Origin of the sequence: Streptomyces nanshensis (genome assembly GCF_001751255.1) — a bacterium.
Lineage (GTDB): Bacteria > Actinomycetota > Actinomycetes > Streptomycetales > Streptomycetaceae > Streptomyces > Streptomyces nanshensis_A.
The window spans coordinates 1-11,505 of sequence record NZ_LJGW01000228.1; the positions used below are offsets into that span (position 1 = coordinate 1).

The window sequence follows — 11,505 nt, forward strand, 5'->3', positions numbered from 1 at the left end:
GACACAACTCCTCGCCGTCGAGGCAATCGGTGCGGGTTGGTCGACACGCTCCCGCCGGTTGCCCGACGGGGCAAAGCAAAGTTTTCAATCCGCGGATAACGGCGGGTTATGAGTCCAGATAGGCGTCCACCAGGGCATCCAGCGCACCGCGCAGCCCGGCTCCTCTGGCGACCTCGAGCAGGGCCCGTACGATGGCCGGCTCCCGCTCTTGCTCGATGAGGACGAGACCGACGCGGGGACTGCGGCCGGGGTCGTCCGAGTTCAGCCGTACGACCCGCATCCCGCGGGGGATGCCGAACATGTGCAGCCACGCATGGGAGATCACACTCGACCACCGGCCCGAGGCGAGATGCGCATACAGGTCGGCGACGGTGTCGGCTTCGATGGCCGGGGAGGCCGAGGTCCCGTCCGCGGCGAAGAATCCGTCGAGGATGCGGCGGTTGCGCATCTGCGCGTCCAGCAGGCAGAGCGGGAGATCGGCGACCTGGGCCCAGCGCACCTTCTCCTGCGCGGCGCACGGTCCCTCCACGGGCGTGAGCAGCAGATACCGCTCCTCGTACAGAGGGAACTTGCGTACGCCCCGCAGATCCTCGTCGTCCAGATACGTCAGCGCCGCATCGATCTCGAACTCGGTGAGCCGGTGCATGATGTCGCGCGAAGACAGCGACTCCAGCCGGACCTTGGCGTGTGGATGCCGCTCGCAGAACGGTGTGGTGAGCAGCGAGGCGACCGACGAGGCCGTGGGGATGACGCCCAGGCGCAGCGTGCCGGTCAGCCGGCCTCGCATGGCGGTCAGGTCCTGCTGCATCGAGTCGCGCTCCCGCAGAATGCGGTGTGCCCAGAGCAGAACGCGCTCGCCCTCCGGGGTCAGCCCCTCGAAGCGGGCACCGTGCTGGACGAGCGGCACGTCCAGATCGCTCTCCAGCTTCCGTATCCCGGCCGACAGCGCCGGCTGCGAGACGAAACACGCGGCGGCGGCACGCGCGAAGTGACGCTCACGGGCGAGCGCCACCAGATATTCCAACTGGCGAAGCAGCATGCCCCAGCGTGCGCCCATCGCGCGAGCACAGTCCAGAGCGGCAACCGCACATGCCCGCTCCACATCGAGAATTCCTGGCAGCGGCAGGGAAGACGCGGCCCGTGCCTGGCTGTTGCGCCGGTGAGCACCGACGGCCCGGCGCGCAGGGTCATGGGCGGCGAACCGGTCCCACGGCGCGCGGAGCACGGACCGCCCCCGCGCCCGGCGGTCCCGGGACCGGGCACCTACCCTGCAACGAGGTCCACACCGAGGAGGGGCAGACCATGGCAGGCGACCGGCCCAGCCCGCCCGCTACCACACCCGGCACACCCCGGCGGCTGCCTCCCGGACAGCGCCGGGTCCGGGGATGGCCCGTCTCGCACTACGGCCCCGTCCCCAAGTTCCGGCCCGACCGCTGGAATCTGCGGATCCACGGGGCCACGGCGTCCGGAGAGGAATCCCTCTGGTCGTTCGACGACCTGCCCGACCTGCCGCACGTCACGGTCGTCGCCGATCTGCACTGCGCGACCGGAATCACCTCGACCGACCACGAGTGGTTCGGCGTCCCCGCCACGGTCCTCCTGGAACTGGTGCCGCCGGCGCCCGAGGTCACACATGTGATGGCGTGGGCGGAGTACGGCTTCGGAGCCAACCTCCGCCTCGCCGACTTCGCCGCCGAGCGGACCCTCCTGGCCACACACCACGACGGTGAACTGCTCACCGCCGAGCACGGCTTCCCGCTGCGTCTGGTCGTGCCCCATCTCTTCGGCTACAAGAGCCCCAAGTGGCTGCGCGGCATCGAGTACATGACCGCGGACCGCCGCGGCTTCTGGGAGGAACGCGGCTACCACAACCTCGCCGACCCCTGGAAGGAACAGCGCTACTCCCACCAGGAACAGCCCGGCGACGGACCGCCGCTGTAGGGCAAGGCGAGCGGTTCGGCGCGGGCCGGGAAGCTCCTCGTCGAGGCAGGAGTCGAGTGCGCGGATGTCGTCGGCCTTCAGCCCCGCGCCGGGGAAGGTGCGGATGTTGCGGACGCATGTGACGGGCGGGGAAGGACGCCCGCGATGATGAAGTCGTCGGCGCCGATGACGAATACCGTCGAGAACAGACCGACGAGCCGGCCGGAACCGGTGGGCGCCGGCGGGCGCCTTTCTGAGAATCCATGGGTTCACTGGTCCTTCGCGCATCCTGGCTTTTTCAAGGAATTCGCCGGTCACGCCAGAACCCTGACGCCGTGTCAAGGTCGACTCAGATCGGCGTGACGTGCCGGGACGCGTCCGGCTCAGGTCCGTGTCCGGGCATGCGCCGACCGTGGACTGTGGCGATCTCGCCGTAGCCGGCGGCCGGTTCGCGCTGCTGCGAAGGGCTGTTAGAGTGCGCGCATGGACTCCGTACTGTTGACAAGTCGGCGTGTGATCGACCACGCACGCGTCGCAAGCTGTCTCTGTATCTGACGAGCAGTCCACTCCGGCCACACGTGCTCTGAGGCACCTGCCCTGACGGGCGGACGGCTTCGAGCACGGGTCATCGCAGCCATTTCCAGGGCCCGTTGAGGGCACGCGCGAATTCGCCCGTGCCCGTGGTCCGCGCTGCATTCTCACTTCTGTCGGTGGCGTCTTCGCCGCGCGTTCTCGGCGATCCGACCGCCGTCCCCTTTCCGCTTTCCCCTGCCCTTTTGCGCTTTCCCTTTTGCACTTGCCCGCGTTCTCTCTGGAGGTCCTGTCATGTCCGAATCGTCGATACCCGACGAGCCGTCGAACGCACCGCAGTTGCCGCCCCGCCGGTGGAACCGCCGGAACGTCGCCTTGCTGGCGTCCGTCGCCGTCATCCTGGTCGCGGGGCTCGTCGTCGCTCTGGTTCTCTCCTTCAGCGGCGGACCGAAGTCCAAGACCGTGAGCATCGGCGTCACCGACGGGTCGCAGCCGTACTGGAAGACGTTCGCCGCGCTGGCGAAGAAGAAGCTGGGCGTGAACGTGAAGTACGTCAACTTCACCGACTACAGCCAGCCCAATCCGGCGTTGAAGGAGAAGCGGCTGGACCTGAACCAGTTCCAGCACATCCAGTACCTGGCGGACTACAACGTCACGGCGCACGACGACCTTCAGCCGGTCGGCGCGACGGCCGTCTACCCGCTGCCGCTGTACTCGCTGAAGTACAAGTCGCTTTCGGCGCTGCCGGACGGGGCGAAGGTGGCGATTCCGAACGACGAGGTCAACGAGGCGCGGGCGCTCCTCGTCCTCCAGGCGGCGAAGCTGCTCACGCTCAAGGACGGCGGTACGACGTTCTCCAGCACCTCGGACGTCACACAGCACAAGGTCGAGCTGGTGACCCTGGACGCGTCGCAGACCGCCAGGGCGGTACAGAGCGGCTCGGTCGCCGCCTCGGTCGTCAACAACAACTTCGCGACCAGCGCGAAGCTTTCGGAGTCGGACGCGATCTTCCAGGACGACCCCAAGAGCGCCGTCGCCGCGCCGTACGTGAACGTCTTCGCCTCCCGGGCCGCCGACAAGGACGACCCGACGTACCGCAAGCTCGCCGCGCTCTACCAGGACCCGTCGGTGCAGAAGGGCGTACAGAAGGCCAACGGCGGCACCGCGGTGTTCCGCAAGCAGTCCCCCGGGCAGTTGCGGTCCGAGCTGGCGAAGGTCGAGAAGCAGGCCGAGGCGGCGAAGAAGTGACCGTGGCGGAACCGGAGTCGACGACCGGCGGCGAGCCGTCCGGCTCGCCGGAACAGGAACAGGAACACGGACAGGAACACGGACAGGGGCAGGGACACGAACGGGGACAGGGACAGGGACAGGTGCATGTCCGCCTGGAGCATGTGCACAAGACCTTCCCGGGCAAAGGCCAGCGCAGCACACCGTTCGTCGCCCTCGACGACGTCAGCGCGGACATCCGGCGGGGAGAGGTCTTCGGCATCATCGGGCAGTCCGGGGCGGGCAAGAGCACGTTGATACGGCTCGTCAACGGTCTGGAGTCACCGACGTCCGGCACGGTCCGCGTGGGCGACCACGACCTCACCGCGCTCGGCGAGCGGGACCGCCGGCAGGTACGGCGCGACATCGGCATGGTCTTCCAGCAGTTCAACCTCTTCCGATCCCGCACGGTGGCGGGCAACGTCGCCTATCCGCTCAAGGTCGCCGGGGTCGGCCGGCCCGAACGGGACCGCAGGGTCGCCTCGCTGCTGGACTTCGTCGGTCTGCTCGACCGCGCGCACGACCACCCCGAGCGACTGTCGGGAGGGCAGAAGCAGCGCGTGGGCATCGCCCGCGCGCTGGCCACCGAGCCCTCGCTGCTGCTCGTGGACGAGGCGACCAGCGCGCTCGATCCGCAGACGACCGGCGAGGTGCTGGCGGTGCTGCGCCGCGCCAACCGGAAGCTGGGCGTCACCATCGTGATCATCACCCATGAGCTGGACGTGATCCGCGCCGTCGCGGACCGGGTCGCCGTGCTCCACGACGGGCGCATCGTCGAACAGGCCGGTGTCTACGACGTGTTCGCCCGCCCGCAGGCGGAAGAGACCGCGCGCCTGATCGGCACCACGCTGCGCGAACGTCCCTCCGAGGCCACGCTGGAACGGCTGCGGCGCAAGCACACGGGCCGGATCGTCTCGGTCCGTATCCAGGACCGCGCCGGGCTCCAGACCGAGGTCGCCCGCGTGTTCGCGGAGCACAAGGTGGCCGCCGAGATCATCTTCGGCGGCATCGGCGAAGTACAGGAACGGCCCGTCGGAAGCCTCACGTTCGAACTTCTCGGCGAGACGGCCGCCATCGACGACGCCCTCCGCGCGCTGCGCGCCGAGGGCGTCGACCTGATCGAGGAGAACCCCTGACGTGGACGAGTTCCTCACCAATCTGCCGGTCTACCGGGACGCGATCCGGCAGACGTTCTACATCGTCCTGGTCTCCCTCGCGGCGGGAGGCGTGCTCGGACTCGGCCTGGGACTGGTGCTGTACGCGACCAGGCCGGGGAACCTGCTGGCCAACCGCGCGGTGTTCGTCGTCGTCAACGTCCTGGTGAACGTGGTCCGTCCGGTGCCGTTCGTCATCTTCCTGACGGCCATCCAACCGCTCATGCTGCACACCATCGGCACCACGATCGGCACCGACGCGGTCACCTTCGCCCTGTCGCTCGCGGCGGCGTTCGCCGTCAGCCGCATCGTCGAACAGAGCCTGCTCACCGTGGATCCCGGAGTCATCGAGGCGGCCCGCGCCGCCGGGGCCCGCCGCGTCGGCATCCTGATCACCGTCGTGATCCCCGAGGCGCTCGGCCCGATCATCCTCGGCTACACGTTCATCTTCGTCGCCGTGGTCGACATGTCCGCGCAGGCCGGCCTGTTCGGCGGCGGCGGCCTGGGCGACTTCGCCATCACCTACGGCTCCCAGCGCTACAACTGGCCCGTCGTCTACATCACCGTCGCGACCATGATCGTGATCGTGCAGGCCGGCCAGTTCCTCGGCAACTGGCTCGCTCGCCGCGCGCTGCGCCGATGAGCGCGCTCACCCGGCCCTCTGCCGTACGCCAACGTGCCCCGACGGTGGGCCGGTTCACTCCGGATCGGCGGAAGTCCCGTTCCCCGCCCCGTCCTTGGGCAGCACGGTGAGCAAGTCACCGGGTGTGCACTCCAGTACGTCGCAGATCGCGGTCAGGGTGGAGAAGCGCACCGCTTTGGCCCGCCCGTTCTTGAGGACCGAGAGATTGGCGACCGTCACCCCGACCAGGGCGGCGAGGTGGGCCAGTGTCATCCCTCGCGCCGCCAGCAGGCGGTCGAGGTGGCAGGCGATGCGGTGCTCATCGGCGGAAACGGCCACGCTCAGACCAGACCGTCCACGTCCGTCGCCAGATCCGCGCCCCGTCGGAACGCCTCGGCGAGCGCGAGCAGCAGCAACGACACCAGCAGCGGCACCCCGTCGATATGGACGGCCCAGGCGAACGGGCCGTCCCCGCCGCTCAGACCGGTCCGGTTCAGCACGAACGCGGTTGCCACATGGGGCAGCAGATCCGTCGCGATGCCGCCGACCGCGATCAGCCCGGCGAGGGCCGACAGGCGCTTCGCGCTGCGCGGCTGGAACGGCCGCCCCTGACCGATGTCCAGCAGCAGACGGCGCAGCAGTAGGGACCCGCCTACGGCGCACAGGCCCAGCACGAGCTTGTCGGCCCGGCTCAGCAATTGCTCCGTGACCGTCGATCCGTACGAGTGCAGCGTCGTCGAGCTCAAGTCGGCCTTCAGCCAGGTGCGTTCGGGTGCGTGGGCGATGTCGAGGCGGGTCTTCTCCGGGTCGTCCGCCCGGCCGGCGAGGGCCGTCCCATCTCCGGCGTGGTCGCCGCCGGACGAGGGCAGGGTGAGCTGCGACGTCGTACGTACGGTGACGGGGACGTCGACGTACGAACCCGCGTGCGCCGCTCCGTTGATCGCGAAGGCCACGGTGAACACCATATTGACCATCGCCGCCCACGGGATCGCCGCGGCCAGGAAGCGGATCAGTCTGCCGCTCGCGTAGGGCCGGACGTGCGGTGACGGGCCGGTGGCCGAAGTGCCGGGCATGGCAGGTGCGTTGGGAGAGTCCACGGTTCCTCGATCGGGGTCGCGAGAGGGGCGCAGCGCGCCGGACACCGCAGGACCATATCGTTTATCGATGCGATCGACAATCGATATGGTCAGCCGCTCCGGGCGGCGCCCCGCCTCCTGCCGATCCACCGCCGTCGACGGCGGTGGTCCGCTCTCGACGGCGACGGTGGCGTTCCCTACGGTGACGGCCGGCTGGCCGCGGTGGCGGATCTGATGTAGCTGCGGACGTGCGACGCGGCGCCGGGAGCGCGATCATCGGGACATGGACATCACCCTCCGACTCGCGCAGCAGCCCGAGGCCGACGAACTGCTCAGCCGCAGCCCGCTCGCCGTCATGACCGGCATGCTGCTGGACCAACAGGTGCCCATGGAATGGGCGTTCACCGGCCCGTACACCATCGCGCAGCGCATGGGCGAGGACGATCTCGACGCGCACGCCATCGCCGCCCGCGACCCCGAGGAGTTCGCGGAACTGCTCTCCCGCAAGCCCGCCGTGCACCGCTACCCCGGCTCGATGGCCAAGCGCGTACAGCAGCTCTGCCAGTACCTCGTCGACCACTACGACGGCGACGCGAGCGCGGTGTGGCGCGACGTGACCACCGGCAAGGAGGTCCTCGCCCGCCTCAACGCCCTGCCCGGATACGGCAAGCAGAAGGCGCAGATCTTCCTCGCCCTGCTGGGCAAGCAGATGGGCGTGACCCCCGAGGGCTGGCGCGAGGCCGCCGGCCCGTACGGCGACGCCGACGCGCACCGTTCCGCGGCCGACATCACCGGGCCCGGGTCGCTGGAGCGCGTACGGGCGTACAAGCAGGAGATGAAGCGGACCGCGAAGAAGAAGTGAGCCCCGTCACCGAAGGCGCACCCCCGCCTGCTTGGCAGCCGGAGCCATCGAGTAAAACTTTGTGAACTGATTCACAGCAAACCCTTGGCCGGGTTGCGCACTCCGTGCTGAGATGCGCACACATCCGGCTCGGAGCTCAACGGTGCGCTTGGAGGGCAACTGTGGCGGAAACCGCCATGTCACGTTCGGTACGGCTGGAGCCAGGGGACGGCGAACCGGCTCCGGTGTTCGGTGGTGGCGCACCGCCGCCGGGGCCGGGCAGGACCTCGCCCGTGGACGGAGCGGTGTGGCGGTTGCGCTCGCGCGGCTGCTGGGAGGACGCGGCCGCACTCCTGGAGCCGTACGCGGCGACGGACACGGCGGCCTCGCTGCGGCGCGCGGCGCTGCTGGTGGAGCAGTGCATGTACACGGGGGACGGCTGGGACGCGGCGGAGTCCGCGCTGCGCGCCGCCGAGGCGCTCGCCCAGGACGACGAGGAGCGCGGGGCCGCGGCCTGCGAACGGGGCCAACTCGCGTACACGGCAACGGTTCTGGGCGTACGGGACCGCTCCGACGAGGCGCGGGCCGCGCTCGGCAGGGCCGCGGCGCTGCTGCCGCCGGCGGCCCGTGGACGGGCCATGCTGGACTACCGGCGCGGGCTGCTCGCCGAACACCTCAGCGACACACCGCAGTCGGCGATCGCCGCGTACCGGCGCGCGCACGCCGCGGCGACCGCACTCGACGACGTACTGCTGTGCTCCTTCACCCTGCGGCATCTGGCCGGGCTCGCGCTGCGGGAGGGCGAAGTGGCCGACGCGCGGCGGGGGTTCACCGAGTCGCTGCGGCTGCGCGAGGAGGTGGGCTTCCTGGTCGGCATGGCGCCCGCCCTCACCTCGCTCGCGGACGTGGAGCCCGAGCCGGAGGCGACGCGGCTCCGCGAGGAGGCCGGACGGCTCTTCCGGCTGCTGGGCGGTGTGCCGACATGGCTGGCGGACCAGGTACCGGCGCCGCCGCCGGCAGCCGCGTAGCCGCGCGGTCCTGTGACGGCTGCGGCCCGCGTGGCCGGTGTGCGTCCCGCGTGCAACCGGCCCGCGCCGCAGGCGAGTTGAACGGACCGCAGATGAGTCGAACCGGACCGGGACCGGGACCGGCGGACGTCAGGCGGTCACATGGGCGCGCATCAGGCGTTCGACGGTGGTCAGATCGCGGACGCGCAGCGCGTCCAGCAGGGCCACGTGGTCGGCGGCGTCCCGCAGCAGTTGCTCGGTGCGCAGCGACCGTACGGCGGGCGCCGGCCTGCGCTGCGTACGGCGCTGGATGTCCGTTGCTATGGCGACGAGTTGGCGGTTGCCGGTCAGCTCCAGCAGCGCCCGGTGGAACGCGGAGTCGGCGTCGGCGTAGGCGGCGCGGTCGCCGTGGTCGGCCACGGCCAGCGCCTCGTCCGCGTACGGGCGGAGGCTCTCCCAGCACTCCGGCGGCATCGTACGGGCGGTCTCCAGCACCGAGGGGACCTCCAACAGCAGCCGTATCTCGGCCAGTTCGGCAAGATCGCGGTCGCTGCACTCCGCGACGCGGAAGCCCCGGTTGGGCACGGTCTCCACGGCGCCCTCGCTCACCAGGCGCTGCATCGCCTCCCGTACGGGCGTCGCGGAGACGCCGAGGCGTTCGGCGAGCGCGGGCGCCGAGTAGACGACGCCCGGGGCGAGTTCACCGGAGAGCAGGGCCTCGCGCAGAGCGGTGAGGACCTGTCCGCGTACGGAGTGCCGCTCGGGCTGCTTGACCTCGCGGGGGCGCGCATGCCGTGCCGGACGTACGGGTTCGCCGTGCAGCGCCGGATCGGGCTCCGTACGCTCCACCGCGCGCTCGGCGGGCGGCGTGCCGCCGGTCATCGCGGGCGGCGGCGGTTCGCTGTGCACATGCTCGCCCCGTGCCCCCCGGTCGCCTTCGGCCCCCGCGGGGTGCCGCTGACCGGCCGTGGCCGGACGGTGGAGGCGGTGGGGGTGGAGTGCGGCATGTCCCGCCGATCGGGGCGCATCCGCTGCGGTCTGCTCCATGTGCCCTCCAGGTCTCGCTGTGCACCATAAGCGGACCCGGCGCGAGATCAAACCTCCACGGCATCCTCTAAGGTAAGGCTTACCTGTTGGCGATCTCGATAGGTGGTCCGCTCATGGTCATGCCCGCCGTCGCCCCGGCCGTCGCCGGACCGGCCGCCGCCTCGCCTCTCTCCTCGGCGTACGCACGGCTGACCGAGGTGCTTCCGGCGCTGCGGGTGCGGGAGACCGGGCCCGGCGGCGAGCTTCCCGGCGGTCCGGAGTGGGTGCGGGGCGCCCGCCTGGCGCAGGGCGGTCCGGCTCTCGAGAGCTTCCTCGCACGGGAGGAGGCGGAGGCGGTCGGCGTCTACGGACGTACGCCCCGTCCGGACGTCACGGCGACCTTCGCACTGCACCGCTACACCTGGCCCGTGTGTCTGCTGGTGACCGTTCCGTGGTTCCTGCTGCGGCGGGTGCCGCGCGTACCGGTCGAGGCGGTCGCCCTGCGGCGTGCGGGAGGCGAAGTGGCCGTGCGCGTCGAGGAGTTCGCCTGCCTCCCGGACGACGAGGCGGCGCGCGAACCGGGTGCACGCGTCGTACCGGACGAGGAGGCGCTGCGCGCCGAGGTGCGGGCGGCGACGGCCGAACATCTCACGCCGCTGCTCGACGGGTTCGGGCCCGCCGTACGGCGCGGCCCGCGCGCCCTGTGGGGCCTGGCGACGGACGACATCACCGAGGGCCTGTGGTATCTCGGCCATCTGCTCGGCGAGGAGGAGCGCGCCAAGCGCGAGGCCGGACTGCTGCTGCCGGGCGGCACGCTTCCGTACGCGCGGTCCGCCGGCTTCCGCGTGCTGGACGGTCCGGACGGCGAGCCGCTGGCGACCCGCGACCGGGCGAGCTGCTGCCTCTACTACACGCTGCGGCCCGAGGACACGTGTGTGACGTGCCCCCGCACCTGCGACGCCGAACGCGTCGCACGGCTGTCCCCCGCCCACTGAGCAGTTCGAGACCAAACGCCCAACTCGGTCCCGGGAGGGCCCCGTTGGCGTGCACTTGTGCCGTATCGCCGTGGCCGCGCCGGGAGTTGCACAAGGATGCCTCGCGTCGGAACAGAACGGGACAGAGCCAGGCGGGGCCGTACGACGGGCGGCCGAGGGCGGCAAGGGGCATCGGATGACAGTGACGGATCTACCGCTGAGCTGGGTGGTGGCGGGCGCCGTGCTCCTCGCCGGGGCCCTGGCCGCGGTGGTGCTGATGGCACGGGGCAGACGCGCGGGCGGCGGCGCGGGCGACGAGGACGGCGCGGGAGCGGACTCCTGGGAACAGCTCGAACAGCGCCGCCGCCGCAAGGAGACCGTGTACGCGACGGCCGCCTATCTGCTGCTCTTCTGCTGTGCGGCGGTCGCGGCGGCGCTCTCCTTCCACGGGCTCGTCGGCTTCGGACGGCAGAATCTGCGGCTGACCGGCGGCTGGGAGTATCTCGTGCCCTTCGGGCTGGACGGGGCGGCGATGTTCTCCGCCGTCATCGCGGTGCGCGAGGCGAGCCACGGGGACGCGTCGCTCGGATCGCGGCTGCTGGTATGGGCGTTCGCGGGTGCGGCGGCCTGGTTCAACTGGGTGCACGCGCCGCGGGGCGCGGGCCATGCGGGGGCGCCGCAGTTCTTCGCGGGGATGTCGCTGTCGGCGGCCGTCCTCTTCGACCGTGCGCTGAAGCAGACCCGCCGGGCCGCACTGCGTGAACAGGGCCTGGTTCCCCGGCCGTTGCCGCAGATCCGGATCGTACGGTGGCTGCGCGCGCCCCGGGAGACCTTCCGCGCCTGGTCGTTGATGCTGCTGGAGGGCGTACGGACGCTGGACCAGGCCGTCGACGAGGTACGGGACGAGCGGCGGCGGCAGGAGCAGGAACGTATCCGCCGCAAGGAGCAGCACAGGCTGGAACGGGCCCGGGTCAAGGCGCTGGGCAGACAGCAGCGGCGGCCGGGGCGGCGCGGACGGCTCGTCACGGCGGCCGGGCCCGGTGCGGAGCTTCCGGCGGGTGCGTCCGCGGCACCGGCGGGGCAGTCGG

12 protein-coding genes are annotated in these 11,505 nt (G+C 71.0%); 8 read left to right on the top strand and 4 right to left on the bottom strand.

Annotated elements, in window-relative coordinates; translation table 11 throughout:
• Positions 1-106: 106 nt before the first annotated feature.
• On the bottom strand, positions 107-1,039 hold the full coding sequence (locus AN218_RS13205; RefSeq protein ID WP_070017043.1) for a LysR family transcriptional regulator: 933 nt from the start codon (positions 1,037-1,039) through the stop codon (positions 107-109).
• Between the two features lie 263 nt (positions 1,040-1,302).
• Here AN218_RS13205 and AN218_RS13210 point away from each other — a divergent pair, with 263 nt between their 5' ends.
• The 4 genes from AN218_RS13210 (at position 1,303) to AN218_RS13225 (ending at position 5,514) form a co-directional block, all read left to right on the top strand.
• On the top strand, positions 1,303-1,941 hold the full coding sequence (locus AN218_RS13210; RefSeq protein ID WP_070017037.1) for a molybdopterin-dependent oxidoreductase: 639 nt from the start codon (positions 1,303-1,305) through the stop codon (positions 1,939-1,941).
• A gap of 804 nt (positions 1,942-2,745) precedes the next feature.
• The gene (locus AN218_RS13215) at positions 2,746-3,699 is read left to right on the top strand and encodes a MetQ/NlpA family ABC transporter substrate-binding protein (protein ID WP_079132124.1); all 954 of its coding nucleotides are present in this window, start codon (positions 2,746-2,748) and stop codon (positions 3,697-3,699) included.
• Between the two features lie 2 nt (positions 3,700-3,701).
• Complete coding sequence (locus AN218_RS13220; RefSeq protein ID WP_216311758.1) at positions 3,702-4,853, top strand: methionine ABC transporter ATP-binding protein; 1,152 nt, start codon at positions 3,702-3,704, stop codon at positions 4,851-4,853.
• Between the two features lies 1 nt (position 4,854).
• Entirely contained in the window at positions 4,855-5,514 is a 660-nt protein-coding gene (locus AN218_RS13225; RefSeq protein WP_070017038.1) for an ABC transporter permease subunit, read from the top strand.
• A gap of 54 nt (positions 5,515-5,568) precedes the next feature.
• Here AN218_RS13225 and AN218_RS35405 read toward each other — a convergent pair whose 3' ends face one another.
• Together AN218_RS35405 and AN218_RS13235 are read right to left on the bottom strand one after the other, a co-directional pair.
• Positions 5,569-5,832, bottom strand: coding sequence for a helix-turn-helix domain-containing protein (locus tag AN218_RS35405; RefSeq protein WP_070017039.1), 264 nt, complete (start codon positions 5,830-5,832; stop codon positions 5,569-5,571).
• A 2-nt stretch (positions 5,833-5,834) separates the two neighbouring features.
• Positions 5,835-6,566 (bottom strand): DUF2975 domain-containing protein, encoded by a 732-nt coding sequence (locus tag AN218_RS13235; protein ID WP_070017040.1) that lies wholly within the window; start codon positions 6,564-6,566, stop codon positions 5,835-5,837.
• A gap of 286 nt (positions 6,567-6,852) precedes the next feature.
• On the opposite strand from AN218_RS13235, the gene AN218_RS13240 reads away from it, so the two are divergent.
• Positions 6,853-7,431 (top strand): HhH-GPD-type base excision DNA repair protein, encoded by a 579-nt coding sequence (locus tag AN218_RS13240; RefSeq protein ID WP_070017041.1) that lies wholly within the window; start codon positions 6,853-6,855, stop codon positions 7,429-7,431.
• Positions 7,432-7,592: 161 nt separating this feature from the next.
• On the top strand, positions 7,593-8,438 hold the full coding sequence (locus AN218_RS13245; protein ID WP_420855969.1) for a hypothetical protein: 846 nt from the start codon (positions 7,593-7,595) through the stop codon (positions 8,436-8,438).
• 129 nt (positions 8,439-8,567) lie between these two features.
• On the opposite strand, the gene AN218_RS13250 is transcribed toward AN218_RS13245, so the two are convergent.
• Complete coding sequence (locus AN218_RS13250) at positions 8,568-9,464, bottom strand: GntR family transcriptional regulator (RefSeq protein WP_079132125.1); 897 nt, start codon at positions 9,462-9,464, stop codon at positions 8,568-8,570.
• Between the two features lie 113 nt (positions 9,465-9,577).
• Here AN218_RS13250 and AN218_RS13255 point away from each other — a divergent pair, with 113 nt between their 5' ends.
• Complete coding sequence (locus AN218_RS13255) at positions 9,578-10,438, top strand: (2Fe-2S)-binding protein (RefSeq protein ID WP_070017042.1); 861 nt, start codon at positions 9,578-9,580, stop codon at positions 10,436-10,438.
• Between the two features lie 175 nt (positions 10,439-10,613).
• The coding region (locus tag AN218_RS13260) for a DUF2637 domain-containing protein (RefSeq protein WP_079132128.1) at positions 10,614-11,505 on the top strand (892 nt) is incomplete at its 3' end.

What these genes read in the sequence shown, in the direction of transcription:
- AN218_RS13240 (WP_070017041.1), top strand. Translation starts at nt 6,853, where the DNA reads ATGGACATCACCCTCCGACTCGCGCAGCAGCCCGAGGCCGACGAACTG.
- AN218_RS13250 (WP_079132125.1), bottom strand. Translation starts at nt 9,464, where the DNA reads ATGGAGCAGACCGCAGCGGATGCGCCCCGATCGGCGGGACATGCCGCA.
- AN218_RS13205 (WP_070017043.1), bottom strand. Translation starts at nt 1,039, where the DNA reads ATGCTGCTTCGCCAGTTGGAATATCTGGTGGCGCTCGCCCGTGAGCGT.
- AN218_RS13255 (WP_070017042.1), top strand. Translation starts at nt 9,578, where the DNA reads ATGGTCATGCCCGCCGTCGCCCCGGCCGTCGCCGGACCGGCCGCCGCC.
- AN218_RS13215 (WP_079132124.1), top strand. Translation starts at nt 2,746, where the DNA reads ATGTCCGAATCGTCGATACCCGACGAGCCGTCGAACGCACCGCAGTTG.
- AN218_RS13235 (WP_070017040.1), bottom strand. Translation starts at nt 6,566, where the DNA reads ATGCCCGGCACTTCGGCCACCGGCCCGTCACCGCACGTCCGGCCCTAC.
- AN218_RS13210 (WP_070017037.1), top strand. Translation starts at nt 1,303, where the DNA reads ATGGCAGGCGACCGGCCCAGCCCGCCCGCTACCACACCCGGCACACCC.